Origin of the sequence: Micromonospora chersina (assembly GCF_900091475.1) — a bacterium.
Taxonomy (GTDB): domain Bacteria; phylum Actinomycetota; class Actinomycetes; order Mycobacteriales; family Micromonosporaceae; genus Micromonospora; species Micromonospora chersina.
The window spans coordinates 3008827-3028160 of the sequence record NZ_FMIB01000002.1 but is presented as its reverse complement, the minus strand read 5'-3'; the positions used below and the strand labels follow the sequence as shown (position 1 = coordinate 3028160).

The window sequence follows — 19334 nt, the reverse complement described above, 5'->3', positions numbered from 1 at the left end:
AGAGAAACTTGTACATGTATGGAAATGAATATGACGCGGGATCGATGCGTCAGGTTCCCGTGGCCGGCAACCGGACCACGAACCGGCAGCCGTCGCTGATGTTCTGGACATCTACCCGCCCGCCGTGCGCCTCAATCAGCCCGCGCACGATGGCCAGCCCCAGACCGCCCGAACCGCCGTCGTCGGCGGCGCGCGGGGTCCGCGCCGGCTCGCCCCGGAACGCCACGTCGAAGACCCGGGGCAGGTCGCGCTCGGGGATCCCGCCGCAGGTGTCCGCGACGGCCAGCCAGGCGGTGTCGGCGTCCCGGCCGGCGTCCACCCGGACGGTGCCGTCATCCGGGGTGTAGCGGATCGCGTTGAGCAGCAGGTTCCCCACCACCCGGGCCAGCTCCGGCTCGCTGGCGGTCACCGTCGGCCAGCCCGACTCGGGGGCGAGGAGCCGGATCCGGCGCGCGGCGGCGAGCGGCGCCGTGCCGGCGAGGGCGTCGGAGACCACGTCGCCGAGCGGCACCGCGGACAGCGACAGCCGTAGCGCGCCCGCGTTGATCCGGGACAGTTCGAACAGGTCGTCGACGAGCCGGGTCATCCGGTCGGTCTCCACCCGGATCCGGCGGTGGTACTCGGCCACCGTCGCCGGGTCGTCCACCACCCCGTCCTCCAGGGCCTCGGCCATCGCCCGCAGCCCGGCGAGCGGGGTGCGCAGATCGTGCGAGACCCAGGCGACCAGGTCGCGGCGTCCCTTCTCGATCCGGCGTTCCCGCTCCCGCGCCTGGTCGGCCCAGACGGCCGCGGCGGCCAGCCGGCGACCGAACAGCCAGCCGACGGCGAGGCTCACCACGGCGGCGGCGGACACCGTGGTCAGCACCACCTCGAGGTCGTGTGGGGAGAGGAACATCGCCTCGGCGACCACCGCCACGCCGGCCGCCACGGCGCCGACCGTCATGGCGAGCAGCACGGAGATGTGCACGGTGATCGACCGGCCGCGCAGCGCCCGCAGCGCCACGGCGCCGGCCAGCCCGACGGCGAGCGCCGCGACCAGGGCCGCCCCGAAAATCAGCGCGAGGTCACGCATCGGCCGGCTCGTACCGGTAGCCGACGCCCCAGACGGTGACGATCCGGCGGGGCGCGGCCGGGTCGGCCTCGATCTTCTCCCGGAGCCGTCGCACGTGCACCGTCACCGTCGACTGGTCGCCGAAGCGCCACCCCCAGACCCGCTCCAGCAGCTCGGCCCGGCGGAACGCCCGCGCCGGGTGCCGCATGAGGTGCGCCAGCAGGTCGAACTCGCGCAGGGTCAGGGTCAGCTCCCGGCCGTGCAGCCGGGCCACCCGGGGGCCGGTCGCCACCTCCAGGCCGCCGTCGGTGAGCAGTTCCGGGGGTACGCCGGTCGGGTCGCCGCCGGCCCGGCGCAGCACCGAGCGGACCCGCAGCACCAGCTCACGGGGGGAGAAGGGCTTGCTCAGGTAGTCGTCCGCGCCCAGTTGCAGGCCGAGGATCCGGTCCGCCTCGTCGCCGCGGGCGGTGAGCATGACGATGGGTACGCCGTCCGGCCGCTCCCGCAGCCGCCGGCAGACCTCCAGCCCGTCCAGCACCGGCAGCATGAGGTCGAGCACGACGAGCTGTGGCGGCTGGCGGGACACGGCGGCCAGCGCGGCGGCCCCGTCCCCGACGTGGCCGACCTCGTAGCCGGCGTGCTCCAGGTAGCGGCAGACCACGTCGGCGACCGTCCGGTCGTCGTCGACCACCAGCACCCGTTGCGCCACGGCGTACCTCCCCGTACCCGGAGGCCAGCGTAGTCACGGGCGGGTGGTCGATCCATTGCCGAGTTCTTACGGCGCCGGGCGGGCGCATCCGGCGCGCCGGACCGGCGCGGCGGGCGTACCGTGATCACGTGCTCGACCGGCGATTGTTCCTGCACCTGGCGACCTGGTTGGGGCAGTGGCCGGCCGGTCCCGGGCTGCACGTGGTCCGGTCGCACCGGCGGGCCCGCCCGGCCTGGGACGGCCGGCTGCGCCCGGCCATCGCGGTCGCCTCACCGGAGTGCGCGCTCCTGTCGGTGCCGCCGGACCGGGCCGCCGCGATCCGGGAGCTGGTCCGGGAGCGGCCCGACGGCAGCCTGCTGCCCGCCCTCCCGGCGGCGGTCGGCACGCCGGAGTTCACCACCCACGCCGGGCAGTTCCGGTGGAGCACCGCCCCGGCGCCGCTGCCGGACGTCGGCGAGTGGGTCGCGCCCACCACGCCCGGGCTGCCGCCGTGGTTGCGGCTGTTCGACCGGGAGGTGCTGGTGGTCCGGGACGCCGACGGGGCGTACCAGGCGGGCGCGGGGATCAAGCGGCACGACGCGTACGGCCACGAGCTGGCGGTGGGCACGGCGCCGGCGGCGCGGGGGCGCGGGCTGGCCCGGCGGCTGGTCGCCCAGGCGGCGCGGCGGGTGCTGGACGAGGGCGCGGTCCCCACCTACCTGCACAACCACGACAACCACGCCTCGGCGCGGGTGGCCGAGGCGGCCGGCTTCCCGGACCGGGGCTGGACCTCGTACGGGGTCTTCCCGCGGTGAGGCGGGCGCGGACCGTGGATCCCGGGCCGGATCCACGGTCCGCGGCCTCTCCCCCCAGGTCCCGACCCTGGTAACGCTATGTGTCCACCGCGTGTCGAGCAAGGGGTGACGGGCCGGTGACCCCTGTCCGGTTACGGACTTGACCTGCGCTTCAGCCGGCCGGGGTGGCCGGGGTGGTCAGTGACGCAACGTGTGGATCAAGGCGACCACCTGGCGCGTCACGGGGCGCAGCACCCGGAGCCGGGACAGCCCCACCAGCCGGTCGACGAGCGGGACCGCGCCGTCGATGAGCTGGCGGGTCTTGGCCTGGCCGGGGGAGCGGTCGTGCACCCAGTAGAGGACCACGCCCATGTAGCCGAGCCAGAGCAGCTCCGGCAGGGGTTCGCGCAGCTCGGCGTCGACCTTGGTGGTCGAGCCCTCCAGCACCTCGCGGAAGAGCGCGACCGACGCCTCCCGCGCGCCGGACGACTCGGCCGAGAACGGGCTGAGCGGCGAGGTGGGCTCGGCCGCCGTCTTGAAGAAGCTGGCGGCGAACGAGTGGTACGGCGTCAGCACGTCCACCCCGGCGTGCAGCACGGCGGCCAGCCGGGCGGCGAGGTCCCGCTCGCGGGCCAGCGCGGGCGCCGCCACCTGCTGGTGTTCGCGCTGGGTGTCCGCGTAGAACTCCTGGATCAGGTGTTCCTTGGAGCCGAAGTAGTAGTAGGCGTTGCCCACCGCCACGCCGGCCTCCTGGGCGATGGCGCGCATGGTGGTGCGCGCGTACCCCCGCTCGCGGAACAGCCGCATGGCGGTGTCCAGGATCAGCTGGCGGGTCTGCTCACCCCGGGCGGTCGCCCCGGTGCTCGGGCCGTCCGCAGCGGTCGTCGGCGCAGTCTGCTCGGTCATCGTCGTCACCGTATCCCGGGTCCGGCCGGGGTTCCCGGACCAGCTCACGTACCGCGGAGGCGGTCGTCACCATCCGCCGGGCCAGCGGCAGCAGGTGCGGGCGGGCCAGCCGCTCGGCCGTCCCGCGGTGGTCGGCCAGGGCCCAGAGGCAGGCGAACCAGGCGCCGTCGCCCGCGTAGACCGCGCCGGTGTCGGCCACCACGGTGAGGTCCCGCAGCGTGGCGTCGTGGTCGAGCCCGGGGAAGCGCCGCCGGGCCTCCGCCGAGCCGGCCGGCACGAACTCCAGGGGTACGAGCTGGGCGCGCGACGCGAGCCACTGCCGGGCGGCCCGGCAGAGCGGGCAGTGCGCGTCGTAGAGGACGGTGAACCCGCGGATCCCACCGGCCCCGTGCCCGGTGGGATCCGTCGGGCGCCCGCCCGGGGCGAGCGTCATCGTGGCGGGACGGGCGGCGTCTGCGCCGGCGTGGGCCCGGCCGGGTTGACCGGTCGGGAACCGCCCTGCGGCGGGAGGTAGCCGACCGGGGCGAGCGGCGGGTGCGCGGCTGCCTGCTGGCGCAGCCGCCCGCGGCGGTAGCGGCCGAGCGCGAACACGTTGAAGAAGTGCAGCGCGCCGAGGACCAGCAGCACGAGGCCCACCTTCATGGAGAGCTGTTCCAGTGCCTGGCTGGTGTCGGCCACCGGGTCGGACTCCTTCATGGCGACCGTGACGTAGCCGAGGTTGAGCAGGTAGAAGCCGACCACCAGCAGGCTGTTGACCGCGTCCGCCAGCCGCTTCTCGGCGAAGACGTCCTCCAAGAACACCAGCCCGTTGCGGGAGAGCGCCCGGGCCACCCAGACGGTCAGCCCGATGCTGACCGTGAGGTAGGCCAGGTACATCCAGACCTTCGCATCCATCCCCGTCGCCTCTCTTGAACGCGTTCAAATCGAAGTCCGGCTCAGCCTACGACAAGATTTGAACGCGTTCAAGAGGGGCGTCCGTCGCGCCGGTCCCGCGCGGCCGGTATGGTCGCGACGGCGTCGACGGAGCGGACGGGTGGGTCATGGAGATCGGTACGCGGGACGCGGGGGCGGGCCGGCTGGTCCTCAGCCCGGTCGGCGACCTCGACATGGCCGGGACGCCGGCGTTCGACCGGGCGCTCGACGGCGTGCTGGACCGGCCGGGCCTGCTGGAGGTCGTGGTCGACCTCGGCGGTGTCGCCTTCCTCGACTCGACCGGGGTGGCCGCCCTGCTGCGCGGCGCCGCGGAGGCGGTCGGCCGCGGCGCCACACTCCGGGTGGCCGATCCTCAGCCCCTGGTCGCCCGGGTGCTGCGGATCACCGCGGTCGACGTCCTGCTCGGCTGGCCGGGCGGACGGGACGACGACGGCACCGCCGTGGAACCCGGCTGGCGCCGCCTCCGCTGAACGCCTCAGGGCTCCATCCGGGCCGCCGCCGCGCCGGACCACTCCACCAGCACCATGCTGGCGTCGTCTTGGGAGGCGGTGCCGCGGTGCGTGGCCACGGCGCGGCTCAGCCGGCGCAGCGTCTCCGCCGCCGGCAGCTCCGAGCCGATGTGCCGCTCGGCCAGATCGGCCAGCCGGGGCAGACCGAACATCTCCCCGGTCGCGTCGCGGGCCTCGGTCACGCCGTCGGTGTAGAGCAGCAGCCGGTCCTCCGGCTCCAGTCGGGCCTCGCCCGGCTCGCCACCGGGCAGGTTCAGTCCGAGCGGCGGGCGCCGGCCGCCGGTCAGGGCCCGCACCGCCCGTCCCCGGCGCAGCAGCACCGGGGCGGGATGGCCGGCGTTGACGTACCGGACCAGCCCGGTGTCGACCTCGACCTCGGCCAGGACGGCGGTCACGAACCGCCCGTCCCGCCACTGGCTGAGCAGGGCCGCGTCGACAGCGGCGACCTGCTCGGCGAGCCCGCCGCCGGTGCGCCGGGCGGCCCGCAGGGCGGCGAGCGCCACCGAGGTGGTCAAGGTCGCGGGCAGCCCGTGCCCGACCCCGTCCAGCACCGCGAGCGCGAGCCGGCCGCCGTCCAGCGCGTAGTCGAACGCGTCCCCGCCCACCTCGTAACAGGGCTCCAGGATCGCGCTGACCACGACCGTGTCGATGGCGAAGGTGAGCGGGGGCAGCTGCTGCCAGAGCAGCTCGGCGGAGACCGCCATGGGCTCGCTGCGGCGGACGCGCTGGAGGCCGTCGCCGTACGAGGACTTGCTGGTCACCAGGTGCCCGACCAGGCCCGCGATCTTCCGGCAGCCGTCCCGGAGCGCGGGATCGTCCGGGTCCGCACCGGCCGGCAGCCGGACCTCCAGCAGGCCGAGCCGCTCGGTGCCGTTGACCACCGGAACCCAGAGCCGGCCGTCCTGCCCGGTGCGCACCCGCACCTCGCTGTAGGCGCGCCCGGGCAGGCTGGTGTCGATCGGCAGTGGATCCGGCAGCGGCCGACCCGGCTCGGGGAGCGGGCGCAGCAGCTCCTGCTCCACGTCCACCACGTACGTGGTGACCGTCACGCCGAGGTCGCGCACCGCCGCGGTCACGGCCGAGGGCACCGCGTCCGGGGGTACCCGGTGGGATCGCTCGGCGAGGTCGGCCAGCGCCCGGTGCCAGGAGTCGGTTGCGCTCATCCGAGACGTGTACCCCGGAACGGGACCCGGCAGACCTCAGCCGGCCAGACCGAGCACCTGCGCCGCCGCGCGGCCGTTGGCGTGGCTGGCGCCGTACGTGGTGACGAAGGCCCGCGCCCCGGTCGGCCGCCACCCGCCCGGCCAGCCCATCTCCACCACGGTCACCGGGTGCGTGGCGGCCAGCGCGTCGACCAGTTCCGGCGCCCCGGGCAGCCGGTGCAGGTGCCGGCCGACCAGCACGATGGGCCGCTCCCCGGCGAGCCGGCGCAGCTCGTCCGGGTCGGTCTCGCCGGCGACCGCGCGGACCTCCTCGACCCCGGCCAGGTGCGGACCCAGCCCCCACGGCACCCGCCCCTCGGCGATGGTGGAGGTGGCGTGCACCTGCACCACCAGCGGCGCGGTGAGGCCGGCGACGTCACCCTCCACGCGCACCGCGCGCAGGGCGGCCGCGTAGCCGAGGCCGTCCGGGGTCCTGGCCGCCGTGCCGCCCGCGACGGCCCAGGCGGCCAGCTCGGCGGCCCGGCCGGCGGCCTCCTCGACCCGGGCCCGGTCCAGCCGGCCGTCGGCGAGGGCGGCCACGATCTCCTCGACGACGTGCGCCACCAGGTCGGCGTCGACCTTCGCGCCGATGCAGAGCAGGTCCGCCCCGGCGGCCAGGGCGCGGACGGCGGCCGGTCCCACCCCGCCGGCGGCCAGCGCGGCGCCCTTCATCTCCAGCGCATCGGTGATCACGGCGCCGGTGAAGCCGTACTCGCGGCGCAGCAGGTCGACCAGGACCGCCCGGCTGAACGTGGCCGGACCGTCACCGGTCAGGGCGGGCACCCGGATGTGCGCGGTCATGACGGCGCGTACGCCGGCGTCGACCACCGCGGCGAACGGCGGCAGGTCGCGCTCGCGCAGCACGGCCGGTGGCACGTCGACGGTGGGCAGTTCGTAGTGGGAGTCGGCGACCGTCGCGCCGTGCCCCGGGAAGTGCTTGGCGCAGGCGGCCACCCCGGCGGACTGGAGGCCGGCGACCGCGGCGGCCGAGTGGGCGGCCACCCGGGCCGGGTCGGCGCCGAACGAGCGGGTGCCGATCACCGGGTTCTCGTCGGCGGTGTTCACGTCGACGGTCGGCGCGAGGTCCAGGTTGATGCCGAGGGCGGCCAGTTCGGCGCCGATCGCCGCGTACACCTGGCGGGTCAGGGTCACGTCGTCGACCGCGCCGAGGGCGGCGTTGCCCGGGTACGGGCTGCCCGTGGCGTGTGCCAGCCGGGTGACGTCACCGCCCTCCTCGTCGATCGCGATGAGCACGTCCGGTCGGCCGGCGCGCAGCGCCGCGGTGGTCGCCGCCACCTGGGCCGGGTCGTGGATGTTGGTGCCGAACAGGGTGTGCCCGGCGAGCCCGTCGGCGAGCAGGTCGACCGCCCAGTCGGGCGGGACCGGGCCGGGGTACGCCGCCAGCAGCGTGCCCAGCGCGAGCCGACGGAGTCCTGGATCCAACCCCACGAGTAGCCCCTTTCCCTGCCGGGTCGTCCGACGACCCCGGATCGGGGCGGCCGATACGCTAACGGACACCCCTCGGCAGGCGTTTTGTGGTTAGCAAACTTTACTGAAAATAGAGGACGTGGCATGAGTGCGACCCGGCTGCCCGGCACCCCCCGACTGTTGCGGGCGCTCAACGATCGCGCGGCGCTGGAGCTGCTGCTCGAGCAGGGGCCACTGACCCGGGCGCGGATCGGCGAGCTGACCGGGCTCTCCAAGGTCACCGCGTCCCAGCTGGTCGAACGGCTGGAGGAGCGCGGCCTGGTCGCCCGGGTCGGTGAGCAGGCCGGCGGGCGGGGCCCGAACGCCCAGCTCTACGCGGTCCGCCCGGGCAGCGCGTACGTCGTCGGCGTGGACGTCGGGGCCGAGCGCGTGGTGGCCGCCTGCGCCGACATCACCGGCGCGGTGGTGGGCCGGGTCGAGCAGTCCACGAAGGACACCGACGACCCGGTGGGCGTGGTGCACAACGCGGTGGTCCAGGCGGCCAGCAGCGCCGGCGCGGAGCTGTCCAGCGTGCGGCGGATCGTGCTGGGCACCCCGGGTCTCGTCGACCCGGGCACCGGCGACATCACCTTCGCGTTCAACCTGCCGCGCTGGCACAGCGGCCTGCTCGCCGCGCTCCGCGAGGACCTGCACACCCCGGTGGTCTTCGAGAACGACGTGAACCTGGCCGCCGTGGCCGAGGCCCAGTCCGGCGCGGCGCAGGGGACGGCGGACTTCGTGCTGGTGTGGGTGGACGCCGGTGTCGGCCTGGCGATCATGCTGGGCGGGCGGCTGCACCACGGCAGCAGCGGCGCGGCCGGCGAGATCGGCTACCTGCCGGTGCCCGGCGTGCCCATCCCGCGCGACGTGTCGAAGCGGGCCAAGCCGGCGTTCCAGCAGCTCGCCGGGGCCGACGCGGTCCGCGCGGTGGCCGCCGAGCACGGCTTCGCCGCGGCCGGCGCGGCCGACGCGGTGCGCGCCGCCATCGCCGCCGGCACCGAGGGCGGTCCGATGCTGGACGAACTCGCCCGCCGGCTGGCGCTCGGCGTGGCGAGCACCTGTGTGGTGCTCGACCCGCCGCTCGTGGTGCTGGCCGGCGAGGTGGGGCAGGCCGGCGGGGCGGCGCTTGCCGAGCGGGTGCAGCACGAGGTCGCCGCCATCACCCTGGTCCGGCCGCGGGTGGTGAGCACCGGGCTGACCGAGGAGCCGATCCTGCGCGGCGCGCTGCGTACCGCCCTGGACGCGGTGCGCGACGAGGTGTTCGGCTCGACGGTCGGCTGACCGCCGGCCCGTCGTCGCCCGCGCCGCCATGTGAAGGAATTCTTCACGATGCCGCGAGCGACTGCAAGGAGTTGCCGGTGCGGCCCCTGGTCGGGGCCGCACCGGCGCGACTCAGATCAGGTCGCGGCGGCGGAACACCGCGAAGGCCGCCACGACCAGGGCCGCGGTCAGGCCGAGCAGGACCACCAGCCCCGGCGCCCAGCCCAGCGTGTAGAAGCCGTCGCAGAAGCCGCCGATGCCGTCGTCGCAGGCGCTGCCGTCCCAGAACCGGGCCTCGCCGCTCAGCCAGGCGGCCAGGTAGCTGGAGAGCATGAACCGCTCCGGGCGGGTCACCTCCAGGATCTGGAACACCAGCCGCGCGCCGAGCTCCCACACCACGAGGTAGGCGGCCACCGTGCCGAGCGCCGCCGACGTGTGCCGGCCCAGCGTGGCCACGGCGAAGCCGAGCGCCGCGGCCAGCAGCACCAGCACCAGGCCGCGCCCCCAGACGACGCCGAGCGACGACCAGAACTCGCCGCCCATCCGGCCGGCCAGCCCGGACGCCTCGCCGATCAGCCAGAACACCCCCAGGTACGCCACCGAGGCGAGCGCGGAGAGCCCGAGCAGCCCGCCGAGCAGCGTGCCCAGCTTGGCGCCGAGCACGGCGATCCGGCGCGGCCGCCAGAGCAGCAGGTTGACCACGCCGCCCGAGTTCAGGTCGGCGCCGATGTAGGAGGCGCCGACCAGGAACCCGAACATGGCCAGGAAGGCGATCAGGAAGTAGAGCAGCGGCTCGGCCTCGTTGGCGAAGACGAACACCCCGCTGAGGTAGTCGGAGGCGGCCGGCAGCTTCTCCATCCGCGCCGGGTCGATCTGCGCGCAGTCCCGGGGCAGGTAGTCGTTCTCGTCGGGCGTCAACGTGCCCGCCTTGATCCGCAGGCAGCGGTCGTGCGCCAGCTCCAGGTTGCGCACCTCGTCGGCGGCCTGCGCCTGGGCCCGGCTCAGCTCCACGGGCGTGGGCCGGTGCGAACCGGCCAGCGTCGTCGCCACGGTCACCGCGAAGGCGACCACCAGCAGCAGCACCATGAGCTGCACGAAACGGCGGGCGGCCAGCCGCTCCAGCTCGGCACGGACCAGGTTCACGCGTCCACCTCCCGGCTCTCCCGGACGTCCAGGTCGATCACTCCGTCACTCGGCGGGGCCCCGTCCACCTGGCGGGGCAGCGCCGGGTGCGGGTGGTCGCCGGTCAGCTCCAGGAAGACGCTCTCCAGGTCCGGCCGGAGCGGGACCAGCTCGCGCACCCAGAGGCCCTGCTCGCCCAGCGTGCGGCTGATCAGCTCGGGGTCGACGACGCCGGTCACCACCAGGTGCTCCGGGTACGCGGTCACCGACAGGCCGGCGCGGCCGAGCAGCTCCACGGCCCGCTCGGGCTCGGCCACCCGGACCTGCCACTGGTGCTGGTCGAAGCCGGCCAGCACATGCTCCACCGGCCCGTACGCGACCCGCCGGCCCCGGCTGATGATCGTCACGTGGTCGCAGATGAGCTGGATCTCGGCCAGGATGTGGCTGGAGAGCAGCACTGTCACCCCGGCCGCGGCGAGCGACCGCATGAGGTCGCGCATCTCCCGGATGCCCGCCGGGTCCAGGCCGTTCGCCGGCTCGTCCAGGATCAGCAGCTCCGGGTCCTTGAGCAGCGCCGAGGCGACCGCCAGCCGCTGCTTCATGCCCAGCGAGTAGCCCTTCACCCGCTCGTCGCCCCGCTCCCGCAGGCCGACCTGCTCCAGCACCTCGTCGACCCGGGTGGTGGGCACGCCGCCGGCCAGCGCCAGCAGCCGCAGCGTCTTGTGGGCGGTGAAGTTGCCGAAGAACTGCGGGCTCTCCACGATCGCGCCGACCCGCCCGGCCACCTCGGACAGCCGCTCCGGGGAATCGGCCCCGAGCACGCGCATCCGGCCCGCGTCGGCCCGGACCAGCCCGAGCAGGGCGCGCAGCGTGGTGGTCTTTCCCGAGCCGTTCGGCCCGAGGAAACCGTGCACCTGCCCGCTCTCGACCAGCAGGTCGAAGCCGTCGACGGCGACCCGGCGCCCCTGGCGCAGGGTGTGGAACGTCTTGCGGAGACCGGCGATCTCGATGACCGCGCTCATCCGCACGCCTCCCGGCAGCGGTGGGGCATGAGGCGTCCTCCCGGAGTGGTGACCAACGACACGGCGCCCCACCCTATGGCCGCGACGACGCCCGTGGGGGGCACCGGGCCGGCTGCGTGGTTGGATGGGAGCCGTGACTGGTGACCTGATCCCCGGCGCCGCCGGCGCCCCCGCCCCCGCACCCGTGGACGCGGATCTGGTGGTCAGCCTCGACGGCGTCGGCGTCAAGCGTTCCGGCAGCGCGCTGCTCCAGGACGTCGACTGGCGGGTCGAGCTGGACGAACGGTGGGTGGTGCTCGGCCCGAACGGCGCCGGCAAGACCACCCTGCTCAACCTGGCCGCCGGCCGGCTGCACCCGACCACCGGCGTGGCGCACGTGCTCGGCGAGCGGATTGGTCGCACCGACGTCAACGAGCTGCGCACCCGGATCGGCCTCTCCACCGCCACGCTCGCCGAGCGGATCCCCGCCGACGAGCGGGTCACCGACGTCGTGGTGACCGCGGCCTGGTCGGTGGTCGGTCGCTGGCGGGAGAGCTACGACCGCACGGACGAGTCCCGGGCCCGCGCGCTGCTCGGCCAGCTCGGCGTCGCCCACCTCGCCGAGCGGACGTACGGCACGCTCTCCGAGGGCGAGCGCAAGCGGGTCCAGATCGCCCGGGCCCTCATGACCGACCCGGAGCTGCTGCTGCTCGACGAGCCGGCCGCCGGGCTCGACCTGGGCGGCCGGGAGGACCTGGTCGCCCGGCTCGCCGAGCTGGCGTACGACCCGGACGCCCCGGCCATGGTGCTGGTCACCCACCACGTCGAGGAGATCCCGCCGGGCTTCACCCACGCGCTGCTGCTGCGCGAGGGCGGCATCGTGGCGCAGGGTCTGCTCGCCGAGACCCTCACGGCCGACAACCTGTCGAAGACGTTCGGCCTGCCGCTTGTCGTGTCGCGGGCCGGCGAGCGCTGGACCGCGCGCGCCGCCTGATCCCGACGGGAGACGACGCCGTGCAGCAGACCCGGGTCGCCGTGGTGGGCAGCGCGAACATGGACCTGGTGGGCACCGCCGCGGCGCTGCCCCGGCCGGGGGAGACCGTGCTCGGCAGCGACTTCGTCATGCTGCCCGGCGGCAAGGGCGCCAACCAGGCCGTCGCCGCCGTGCGCGCCGGCGCCTCCTGCGTCTTCCTCGGCGCGATCGGCTCGGACGCCTTCGGGGTCACCCTCCGCGCCCGGATCACGGCGGCCGGCGTCGACACCGCCCACCTCCGGGTGGTGTACGGCGCCTCCGGCGTCGCCCTGGTCATGGTGGGCGGCGCGGGGGAGAACGCCATCCTCGTCACGCCCGGCGCCAACGAGGCGTTCACCGGCCTCACCGAGGACGAGCTGGCCGCCGTACGCGAGGCGGACGTGCTTGTCGCGCAGCTGGAGGTGCCGGTCGAGACGGTGACCGCGGCGGCGCTGGCGGCCCGGTCGGCCGGCACCCGGGTGGTGCTCAACGCGGCGCCCGCCCGGCCGGTGCCGGCGGAGCTGCTGGCCGCGGTCGACCTGCTGGTGGTCAACGAGACGGAGGCGCACGCGCTCACCGGCCGGGCCGCCGACGAGCCGACGGCGCTGCTCGACCTGGTGCCCCGCGCGGTGCTGACCCTCGGCGGCCACGGCGCCTGGTACGTCGAGCGCGACCGGCCGGCCGTGCACGTGCCGGCCGTGAAGGTGGACGTGGTCGACTCCACGGCCGCCGGTGACGCCTTCACGGCCGCCCTCGCGGTGGCCTGGGGCGAGGGGCGGGAACTGGTCGAGGCGGTGCACTGGGCGGCGGCGGCCGGGGCGGCCTGCGTCCGCAAGCTGGGCGCCTCGGTGGCGCTGCCCCGCCGGGTGGAGATCGACGAGCTGTTCAGCCGGCCGGCCTGACCTCAGGCGGCGCCGGCCCGGAACGCCCGCCGGTACGCCGACGGCGATGTCCGCATGGCCCGGCCGAAGTGGTGCCGGTAGGTGACCGGGCTGTCGAAGCCGACCGCCGCCGCGATCTCGGCCACCGGAGCGTCGGTCGTCTCCAGCAGGGCCAGGCTGGCCCGTACCCGCTGGTCGATGAGCCAGCGGATCGGGCTGGTGCCGGTGGCCCGGGCGAAGTGCCGTAGGTAGCTGCGGGTCGACAGGTGCGCCTGCCGGGCCAGCGCCGCGACGGTCAGCGGCTCGGCCAGGTGGCGGACCGCCCAGGCCAGGCTCGCGGCGATCCGGTCGTCGTCCGGGTCCACACTCACCGGCGCCTCGATGAACTGCGCCTGCCCGCCGTCGCGGTGCGGCGGGATCACCAGCCGGCGGGCCACCGCGTTGGCCACGGCCGCGCCGAAGTCCCGCCGGACCACGTGCACGCAGAGGTCCAGCCCGGCGGCGCTGCCCGCGCTGGTGAGGATGTCGCCGTCGTCCAGGTAGAGCACGTCCGGGTCGACAGTGACCGCCGGGTGGCGGCGGGCCAGCAGGTCCGCGTACCGCCAGTGGGTGGTGGCCCGCCGGCCGTCGAGGAGGCCGGCGCCGGCCAGGGCGAAGGCGCCGGAGCAGATCGACATGAGCCGGGCGCCCCGGCGGTGCGCGCGGCGCAGCGCGGCCGCCAGCTCCGGCGACGGGTCGGCTGTCACGTCCGGCACCCCGGGCAGGATCACCGTGCCGGCCGCGGCGAGGGTGTCCAGGCCGTACGGGGTGTGCAGGGCGGCCCCGCCGACGACCGGCACCGGGCCGGGGCGCTCCGCGCAGACGGTGAGCCGGTACCAGTCGACCTCCAGCTCGGGCCGGGGCAGCCCGAACACCTCGGTCACGATGCCGGTCTCGAAGACCGACATCCCCGGGTACGCGAGCACCGCCACGGTCCGGTCGACGGAGGTCATGGCGGGATGTTAGCGAAGGACGGCGATCACGCCACTCCCGCCGGTGTCCCCGCGGGCCGCAGGATCGGCACATGACCTTCTCCGTGCCGCCGGCCGACCCGGCGACCGCCGCCGCCCACTTCCGCGCCCGACTCAGCTTCGAGACCGACGTCAGCGACGTGCACGCCGCCCTGGAGGCGGGCACGCCCGGACTGGTGGTGGTCGACTCGCGGGGCGACGCCGCGTGGCGGCAGGGCCACCTGCCGGGCGCCCTGCACCTGCCCACCGCCGAGATCGCCGCCCGCGGCGCCGAACTCGTGCCGGCCGGGTCGACGGTGGTGACGTACTGCTGGGGGCCGGGCTGCAACGGCGCCACCCGGGCGGCGCTGGAGTTCGCCCGGCTCGGCCGGCCCGTGAAGGAGATGATCGGCGGCTTCGAGTACTGGGCCCGGGAGGGGCTGCCGGTGGTCACGCCGACCGGCACGGTGCGCCGCCGGGTGGACGAGCTGACCGCGCCCCGGTCGGCGGTCGCCTGCGACTGCTGACCGTCAGTCGACGGGCTCGTCGGTCAGGCGCTCGCCCCGACGGCGCAGCATGCCCAGCCCGGGGATGCCGGCCACGGCCAGCTTGAGGTCGCGGGTGACGTCCAGCAGGTCGTGCAGGTCCGGGCCGACCCGGTCCAGGGTGGCCAGGATCGGCAGCACGTCCGAGGTGAGGTGCTCCTTCAGCTTCGGCAGCTCGTCGACAAGCCGGATCGCGGCGGTCACCTCCTCCGGGCTGAGCTGCTCGATGAACCGGCTCGCCATGGGCGCGGCCCGGCGCAGCGCCGGCTCGTACGCCTCCAGCAGCTCGGCCGCGGTGCCGGCCGCCTCCCCGGCCGCGACCACCGTGCCGGCGGCCCGGGTGGCCACCGCGTCGGCCTCGGCGACCACGGTGGCCGCCGCCCGGGAGACCCGGTCGGCCTCGCCCACCACGACGGCGGCGGCCGTGGCGACCTCGGTGGCGGTCTCGATCGCCTCGGTGGCGGCGGCGCTGATCACGCCGACCTCCCGGACCGCCGCCTCGGCGTCGTCCAGCACCCGGTCCGTGCGGTCCAGGGTGCCCTCGATCCGGTCGACCACCCCGTTGATCCGCCGCAGCAGCGTCTCCACCTCGTCGAGCACCGCGAAGGCGCGGGCCGGCACGGCGGCGAACGCGGCGGCCGAGCCGAACGCCTGGTCCAGGGCGGAACGGGTGAGCCCGACGACGGCGCCGGGACGGGGGAGGGGAATCGCCATGCCACCCAGTGTGCGTCCCGCCGGCCAGGACCGCCGGGTGGTGGCGGGGCGGCCACCGTCACACCCGGGCCGTCAGCGGCGGTCGCCCTGCTGTTCGACCGCGCGCTGCACGGCCCGGTAGATCTGCCCGAACCGGAGCGCGTCGGGGGTACGCAGCAGCAACTCCTCCCGCCCGTGGTGCTGCACCCACAGCTCGTGCACCCGGTTGCCCCGCTCATACGAGCGGTCCAGCCAGCCGAGCGGCACCTCCAGGAACGGGGTGAGGGCCAGCCCGACCACCACGAACGCCGCCACGATGATCAGCGCCAGCTTCCAGTCGCCCCGGTCCTGCGCCGCCCAGGCCAGCGAGAGCACGCAGACCAGCGCCACGAGCGGCGGCAGCGACAGCAGCAGGACCAGCACCCCACGCCCCAGGACCCGGCCCCGGACCGCCAGGGTGGTGGCGCCGCGGGCGTGCCAGACGTACGTGACGTCGGCGAGCGCGACGACGTGCCCGCCCGCGTGGATGGCCTCGGAGGTGACCTGTACCGCGTCGTCCCGGTAATAGAGGGTCATCACTCAGCCTAACCACCCGCGGTCCAGAGGGGACGGTGCGGAGAGCGCCGCCGGGGTAGCGTCGCCGCATGGCGGACCGGAGCGGAATCGAGGCGGGCACCGAGCAGGAGCGCAACGTCGAGGTGGTCCGGCGCTACCTGCGGACCTTCCTCACCAAGGACCTGGCCGAGCTGGCCGAGGTGGTCGCCGAGGACGTGGAGATCTACGGTTCCGGCACGGCGGTGCGCGGCCGGCGGTACCCGGAGGCGGCCGTCTCCTCGCCGGGCCTGACCGTGCTCGACCAGCAGATACTGGAGATCTTCGCGGCCGAAGACCGGGTGGTGGTGTCGATGGCGCAGACCTACCGGCGGGACGCGACCGGCGCGACCACGGTGCAGAGCGCCTGCAAGATGTACCGGCTGGCCGGCGGCCGGATCGTCCAGTTCTGGGGCGAGCAGGACACCTACGGCCTGCTGCGCGGCCTCGGGTTGCTGCCCGACGAGCCGATCGCCTTCTGAGCGGCGGGCGCGCTCTCCATCGCGCGCTGCACCGCCCGGTAGATCTGGCCGAAGCGCAGCGCGTCGCCGGTGTGCAGCAGCCGCACGGGCTGGCCCCGCCAGCGCGCCCACATCTCCCACTCCCGGCTGCCCCGGGCGTACGACCGGTCGAGGTGTTCGAAGAGCACGTCGGCGAGCGGCCCGACGCCGAGGCCGACCAGCACGGACGCGCCGACGATGGCGATCGTGACCACGGCGGAGCGGTGCAGCCAGACCGCCAGCCCGATGCCGAGCACGGCGGCCACCAGCGGGCCGGCGAGGGCCGCACCGATCGCGCCCCGGCCGGCGAGCACCCGCCAGGAGCGGTTGCCCCGGCGGTGCCACACCATGCCCAGTTCGGCGAGGGGATAGGTGCGCCCGTCGACGCGGACGGCGGTGGAGGTGACCCGGACCGCGCGGTCGTCGTAGTAGGTGATCATGGCCTCACTCCCGGTGCGACCTGGGGCCGTCGACACCACACTGTCTACCCCAACGACACTGGTCGTAAGGTTGGCACGCGACTTCGACGAGGAAGTGAGGGCAGCGTGGGCGAGTTCGTCAGGCTGGAAGTGAAGGACGGCATCGGCACCATCCGGCTGGAGCGGCCGCCGATGAACGCGCTGAACACCCAGGTGCAGGAGGAGTTGCGCGCCGCCGCGGCGGCCACCGCCGACCCGGAGGTCCGGGCGGTCATCGTGTACGGCGGGGAGAAGGTCTTCGCCGCCGGCGCGGACATCAAGGAGATGGCGGACATGTCCTACGTGGACATGGCCGACCGGGCCGCCGACCTGTCGAGCGCGCTGGGCGCGATCGCCCGCATCCCCAAGCCGGTGGTCGCCGCGATCACCGGGTACGCCCTCGGTGGCGGCTGCGAGCTGGCCCTGGCCTGCGACTGGCGGATCGTGGCCGAGGACGCCAAGCTCGGCCAGCCGGAGATCAAGCTCGGCATCATCCCGGGCGCCGGCGGCACCCAGCGGCTGGCCCGCCTGGTCGGCCCGGCCCGCGCCAAGGACCTGATCATGACGGGTCGGATGGTCGACGCCGAGGAGGCGCTGCGGATCGGCCTGGCCGACCGGGTGGTCCCGGCCGCCGAGGTCTACGAGGCCGCCGTCGCCTACGTGAAGCCGTACCTGACCGGCCCGGTGCAGGCCCTGCGGGCGGCCAAGCTGGCCGTCGACGGGGGCCTCGACATGGACCTCAACTCCGGCCTGGCCTGGGAGAGCCAGCTCTTCGCGGCGCTGTTCGCCACCGACGACCGGCGCGAGGGCATGGCGGCGTTCGTGGAGAAGCGCAAGCCGGGCTTCACCGGCCGCTGAACCGCCGGTCCGGGTCGGCGGCCCACCCGCCGCCGACCCGAGAACGGTTCACATCCCGCCTACCGGCCAGTAGCGTGTGACTCCGGTCATGACGAAGGGAAGTGGCGATGACGGAACGGGTCGAGGGGCACGGCGGCGAACTGGCCCTCGCGGCGCTGCGCGCGCACGGCGTACGGGAGATGTTCACCCTCTCCGGCGGGCACGTCTTCCCGCTCTACGACGCCGCGCACAAGACCGGCTTCCCGATCTACGACGTCCGGCACGAGCAGTCCGCCGTGTTCGCCGCGGAGGCGGTGGCGAAGCTCCAGCGCCGCCCCGGCCTGGCCGTGCTCACCGCCGGCCCCGGTGTCACCAACGGCGTCTCCGGCCTGACCAGCGCGTTCTTCAACGCCTCACCGGTGCTGGTGCTGGGCGGGCGGGCCCCGCAGTTCCGCTGGGGCTCCGGCAGCCTCCAGGAGATGGACCACCTGCCGCTGGTCGCCCCGGTCACCAAGCACGCCGAGACCGTGTTCGGCGCCGACGACATCCCGCGCGCGGTCACCGCGGCGCTCACCGCCGCGCTCACCCCGCACCGCGGCCCGGCCTTCCTCGACTTCCCCCTGGAGGCCGTCTTCTCGGTCGGCGAGGCCGACCTGCCCACGGTCACCCCGCCGGCGCCGATCGAGGCCGACCCCGACGAGGTCGCGAAGGCCGCCGCCCTGATCGCCGGCGCGTCCCGGCCGGTGATCATCGCCGGCTCCGACGTGTACGCGGGCGACGCCGTGGAGGCGCTTCGGGCCGCCGCCGAATCCCTCCAGGCGCCGGTCTTCACCAACGGCATGGGCCGGGGCGCGCTGCCGCCGGAGCACCCGCTCGCCTTCGCCAAGGCCCGCCGGGTCGCGCTCAAGGGCGCCGACGTGGTCGTGGTCGTCGGCACCCCGCTCGACTTCCGGCTCGCGTTCGGCGACTTCGGCGACGCGCGGGTCGTGCACGTGGTGGACGCGCCCAGCCAGCGCGCCGGGCACGTCCAGCCGGCCGCCGCCCCCGCCGGCGACCTGCGGCTGATCCTCACCGCGTTCGCCGAGCACCCCGGCGACCGGGCCGACCACGCCGACTGGATCGCCCAGCTCCGCACCGCCGAGGACGCCGCGAAGGCCCGCGACGCGGAGGAGATGGCCGCCGAGACCGACCCGATCCGCCCGGCCCGGGTCTACGGCGAGCTGCGCAAGGTGCTCGCCCCGGACGCCATCACGATCGGCGACGGCGGCGACTTCGTCTCGTACGCCGGCAGGTACCTGGAGCCCGCCCAGCCCGGCACCTGGCTCGACCCCGGCCCGTACGGCTGCCTGGGCACCGGCATGGGCTACGCCATGGGCGCCCGGGTCAGCCACCCCGACCGGCAGATCTGCGTGCTCATGGGCGACGGCGCGGCCGGCTTCTCCCTGATGGACGTGGAGTCCCTGGCCCGCCAGCGGCTCCCCGTCGTGATCGTGGTCGGCAACAACGGCATCTGGGGCCTGGAGAAGCACCCCATGCGGGCCATGTACGGCTACGACGTGGCCGCCGACCTCCAGCCCGGGCTGCGCTACGACAGGGTGGTCGAGGCGCTCGGCGGCGCCGGCGAGACGGTGGAGAAGGCCGCCGACCTCGGCCCGGCCCTGTCCCGCGCCTTCGACGCCGGCGTGCCGTACCTGGTCAACGTGCTGACCGACCCGGCCGACGCGTACCCCCGCTCGTCGAACCTGGCCTGACCTCGACACCGCGACCGCCGTCGCCCGGGTGACCGGCGACGGCGGTCGCGCCGTTCTGCCCGGAGGTTAAATCAGCGGTCTGTCAGCGCCTGTCGCCGTAACGTCAGCGCCGTCGCTCAAGGTGGGGTGACCAGCGAGAACGAC

The 19334-nt window shown here is 75.1% G+C and carries 21 protein-coding genes and 1 pseudogene; 9 read left to right on the top strand and 13 right to left on the bottom strand.

What is annotated here, in order from left to right; translation table 11 throughout:
* Positions 1-49 precede the first annotated feature (49 nt).
* Both GA0070603_RS13745 and GA0070603_RS13740 read right to left on the bottom strand, forming a co-directional pair.
* A complete protein-coding gene (locus GA0070603_RS13745; protein ID WP_091312885.1) occupies positions 50-1072 on the bottom strand; it encodes a sensor histidine kinase in 1023 nt (340 codons plus the stop codon).
* On the bottom strand, positions 1065-1760 hold the full coding sequence (locus GA0070603_RS13740; protein WP_091312879.1) for a response regulator transcription factor: 696 nt from the start codon (positions 1758-1760) through the stop codon (positions 1065-1067). Before GA0070603_RS13740 ends, GA0070603_RS13745 begins: the two co-directional genes overlap by 8 nt.
* Positions 1761-1888: 128 nt before the next feature.
* On the opposite strand from GA0070603_RS13740, the gene GA0070603_RS13735 reads away from it, so the two are divergent.
* The gene (locus GA0070603_RS13735) at positions 1889-2554 is read left to right on the top strand and encodes a GNAT family N-acetyltransferase (RefSeq protein ID WP_091312876.1); all 666 of its coding nucleotides are present in this window, start codon (positions 1889-1891) and stop codon (positions 2552-2554) included.
* 177 nt (positions 2555-2731) lie between these two features.
* Here the strand turns inward: GA0070603_RS13735 and GA0070603_RS13730 are convergent, their stop codons facing one another.
* Genes GA0070603_RS13730 through GA0070603_RS13720 form a run of 3 tightly spaced genes read right to left on the bottom strand, consistent with a single transcriptional unit; the run spans position 2732 to position 4333 of the window.
* Positions 2732-3439, bottom strand: coding sequence for a TetR/AcrR family transcriptional regulator (locus GA0070603_RS13730; protein ID WP_091312873.1), 708 nt, complete (start codon positions 3437-3439; stop codon positions 2732-2734).
* The gene (locus GA0070603_RS13725) at positions 3372-3872 is read right to left on the bottom strand and encodes a thiol-disulfide oxidoreductase DCC family protein (protein WP_091312870.1); all 501 of its coding nucleotides are present in this window, start codon (positions 3870-3872) and stop codon (positions 3372-3374) included. Before GA0070603_RS13725 ends, GA0070603_RS13730 begins: the two co-directional genes overlap by 68 nt.
* On the bottom strand, positions 3869-4333 hold the full coding sequence (locus GA0070603_RS13720; RefSeq protein WP_091312867.1) for a hypothetical protein: 465 nt from the start codon (positions 4331-4333) through the stop codon (positions 3869-3871). The genes GA0070603_RS13725 and GA0070603_RS13720 overlap by 4 nt, the downstream gene beginning before the upstream one ends.
* A gap of 146 nt (positions 4334-4479) precedes the next feature.
* On the opposite strand from GA0070603_RS13720, the gene GA0070603_RS13715 reads away from it, so the two are divergent.
* Positions 4480-4842 carry an STAS domain-containing protein gene (locus GA0070603_RS13715; RefSeq protein WP_091312863.1) on the top strand — a complete coding sequence of 121 codons (363 nt, stop codon included), beginning with the start codon at positions 4480-4482 and terminating at the stop codon, positions 4840-4842.
* A 5-nt stretch (positions 4843-4847) separates the two neighbouring features.
* Here GA0070603_RS13715 and GA0070603_RS13710 read toward each other — a convergent pair whose 3' ends face one another.
* A complete protein-coding gene (locus GA0070603_RS13710; protein ID WP_091312860.1) occupies positions 4848-6044 on the bottom strand; it encodes a PP2C family protein-serine/threonine phosphatase in 1197 nt (398 codons plus the stop codon).
* A 36-nt stretch (positions 6045-6080) separates the two neighbouring features.
* Entirely contained in the window at positions 6081-7532 is a 1452-nt protein-coding gene (locus tag GA0070603_RS13705) for a glycoside hydrolase family 3 N-terminal domain-containing protein (RefSeq protein ID WP_091312856.1), read from the bottom strand.
* 123 nt (positions 7533-7655) lie between these two features.
* Between GA0070603_RS13705 and GA0070603_RS13700 the strand changes: the two genes are divergently transcribed.
* Entirely contained in the window at positions 7656-8831 is a 1176-nt protein-coding gene (locus GA0070603_RS13700) for an ROK family transcriptional regulator (protein WP_091312853.1), read from the top strand.
* A 111-nt stretch (positions 8832-8942) separates the two neighbouring features.
* Here GA0070603_RS13700 and GA0070603_RS13695 read toward each other — a convergent pair whose 3' ends face one another.
* Positions 8943-9953 carry an ABC transporter permease subunit gene (locus tag GA0070603_RS13695; protein WP_091312850.1) on the bottom strand — a complete coding sequence of 337 codons (1011 nt, stop codon included), beginning with the start codon at positions 9951-9953 and terminating at the stop codon, positions 8943-8945.
* The gene (locus tag GA0070603_RS13690) at positions 9950-10954 is read right to left on the bottom strand and encodes an ABC transporter ATP-binding protein (protein ID WP_091312846.1); all 1005 of its coding nucleotides are present in this window, start codon (positions 10952-10954) and stop codon (positions 9950-9952) included. Before GA0070603_RS13690 ends, GA0070603_RS13695 begins: the two co-directional genes overlap by 4 nt.
* Before the next feature lie 75 nt (positions 10955-11029).
* Here GA0070603_RS13690 and GA0070603_RS13685 point away from each other — a divergent pair.
* Both GA0070603_RS13685 and GA0070603_RS13680 read left to right on the top strand, forming a co-directional pair.
* A pseudogene (locus tag GA0070603_RS13685) lies at positions 11030-11927 on the top strand (ABC transporter ATP-binding protein).
* A 20-nt stretch (positions 11928-11947) separates the two neighbouring features.
* Entirely contained in the window at positions 11948-12847 is a 900-nt protein-coding gene (locus GA0070603_RS13680; RefSeq protein WP_091312840.1) for a ribokinase, read from the top strand.
* 2 nt (positions 12848-12849) lie between these two features.
* Here the strand turns inward: GA0070603_RS13680 and GA0070603_RS13675 are convergent, their stop codons facing one another.
* Complete coding sequence (locus GA0070603_RS13675; RefSeq protein ID WP_091312836.1) at positions 12850-13818, bottom strand: helix-turn-helix domain-containing protein; 969 nt, start codon at positions 13816-13818, stop codon at positions 12850-12852.
* Between the two features lie 71 nt (positions 13819-13889).
* Here GA0070603_RS13675 and GA0070603_RS13670 point away from each other — a divergent pair, with 71 nt between their 5' ends.
* Complete coding sequence (locus GA0070603_RS13670) at positions 13890-14342, top strand: rhodanese-like domain-containing protein (RefSeq protein WP_091312833.1); 453 nt, start codon at positions 13890-13892, stop codon at positions 14340-14342.
* A 3-nt stretch (positions 14343-14345) separates the two neighbouring features.
* Here the strand turns inward: GA0070603_RS13670 and GA0070603_RS13665 are convergent, their stop codons facing one another.
* Complete coding sequence (locus GA0070603_RS13665) at positions 14346-15074, bottom strand: hypothetical protein (RefSeq protein WP_091312831.1); 729 nt, start codon at positions 15072-15074, stop codon at positions 14346-14348.
* A gap of 72 nt (positions 15075-15146) precedes the next feature.
* Positions 15147-15629: a DUF6232 family protein gene (locus GA0070603_RS13660; RefSeq protein WP_091312828.1), complete on the bottom strand. Its 483-nt coding sequence runs from the start codon at positions 15627-15629 to the stop codon at positions 15147-15149.
* Positions 15630-15697: 68 nt separating this feature from the next.
* Here GA0070603_RS13660 and GA0070603_RS13655 point away from each other — a divergent pair, with 68 nt between their 5' ends.
* Entirely contained in the window at positions 15698-16126 is a 429-nt protein-coding gene (locus GA0070603_RS13655) for a nuclear transport factor 2 family protein (RefSeq protein WP_091312825.1), read from the top strand.
* On the opposite strand, the gene GA0070603_RS13650 is transcribed toward GA0070603_RS13655, so the two are convergent.
* On the bottom strand, positions 16072-16584 hold the full coding sequence (locus tag GA0070603_RS13650; protein ID WP_091312821.1) for a DUF6232 family protein: 513 nt from the start codon (positions 16582-16584) through the stop codon (positions 16072-16074). The two genes, GA0070603_RS13655 and GA0070603_RS13650, sit on opposite strands and share 55 nt — an antisense overlap.
* A gap of 105 nt (positions 16585-16689) precedes the next feature.
* Here GA0070603_RS13650 and GA0070603_RS13645 point away from each other — a divergent pair, with 105 nt between their 5' ends.
* The gene (locus GA0070603_RS13645; RefSeq protein ID WP_091312817.1) at positions 16690-17460 is read left to right on the top strand and encodes an enoyl-CoA hydratase-related protein; all 771 of its coding nucleotides are present in this window, start codon (positions 16690-16692) and stop codon (positions 17458-17460) included.
* Positions 17461-17567: 107 nt separating this feature from the next.
* Positions 17568-19190, top strand: a complete 1623-nt coding sequence (locus tag GA0070603_RS13640) for an acetolactate synthase (protein ID WP_091321920.1) — start codon at positions 17568-17570, stop codon at positions 19188-19190.
* The last annotated feature ends 144 nt before the right edge of the window (positions 19191-19334 follow it).

Excerpts from the sequence above, each read along its gene's own strand:
- GA0070603_RS13745 (WP_091312885.1), bottom strand. The coding sequence starts at position 1,072 with ATGCGTGACCTCGCGCTGATTTTCGGGGCGGCCCTGGTCGCGGCGCTC.
- GA0070603_RS13730 (WP_091312873.1), bottom strand. The coding sequence starts at position 3,439 with ATGACCGAGCAGACTGCGCCGACGACCGCTGCGGACGGCCCGAGCACC.
- GA0070603_RS13725 (WP_091312870.1), bottom strand. The coding sequence starts at position 3,872 with ATGACGCTCGCCCCGGGCGGGCGCCCGACGGATCCCACCGGGCACGGG.
- GA0070603_RS13720 (WP_091312867.1), bottom strand. The coding sequence starts at position 4,333 with ATGGATGCGAAGGTCTGGATGTACCTGGCCTACCTCACGGTCAGCATC.
- GA0070603_RS13715 (WP_091312863.1), top strand. The coding sequence starts at position 4,480 with ATGGAGATCGGTACGCGGGACGCGGGGGCGGGCCGGCTGGTCCTCAGC.
- GA0070603_RS13710 (WP_091312860.1), bottom strand. The coding sequence starts at position 6,044 with ATGAGCGCAACCGACTCCTGGCACCGGGCGCTGGCCGACCTCGCCGAG.
- GA0070603_RS13700 (WP_091312853.1), top strand. The coding sequence starts at position 7,656 with ATGAGTGCGACCCGGCTGCCCGGCACCCCCCGACTGTTGCGGGCGCTC.
- GA0070603_RS13690 (WP_091312846.1), bottom strand. The coding sequence starts at position 10,954 with ATGAGCGCGGTCATCGAGATCGCCGGTCTCCGCAAGACGTTCCACACC.
- GA0070603_RS13675 (WP_091312836.1), bottom strand. The coding sequence starts at position 13,818 with ATGACCTCCGTCGACCGGACCGTGGCGGTGCTCGCGTACCCGGGGATG.
- GA0070603_RS13670 (WP_091312833.1), top strand. The coding sequence starts at position 13,890 with ATGACCTTCTCCGTGCCGCCGGCCGACCCGGCGACCGCCGCCGCCCAC.
- GA0070603_RS13665 (WP_091312831.1), bottom strand. The coding sequence starts at position 15,074 with ATGGCGATTCCCCTCCCCCGTCCCGGCGCCGTCGTCGGGCTCACCCGT.
- GA0070603_RS13660 (WP_091312828.1), bottom strand. The coding sequence starts at position 15,629 with ATGACCCTCTATTACCGGGACGACGCGGTACAGGTCACCTCCGAGGCC.
- GA0070603_RS13655 (WP_091312825.1), top strand. The coding sequence starts at position 15,698 with ATGGCGGACCGGAGCGGAATCGAGGCGGGCACCGAGCAGGAGCGCAAC.
- GA0070603_RS13650 (WP_091312821.1), bottom strand. The coding sequence starts at position 16,584 with ATGATCACCTACTACGACGACCGCGCGGTCCGGGTCACCTCCACCGCC.
- GA0070603_RS13640 (WP_091321920.1), top strand. The coding sequence starts at position 17,568 with ATGACGGAACGGGTCGAGGGGCACGGCGGCGAACTGGCCCTCGCGGCG.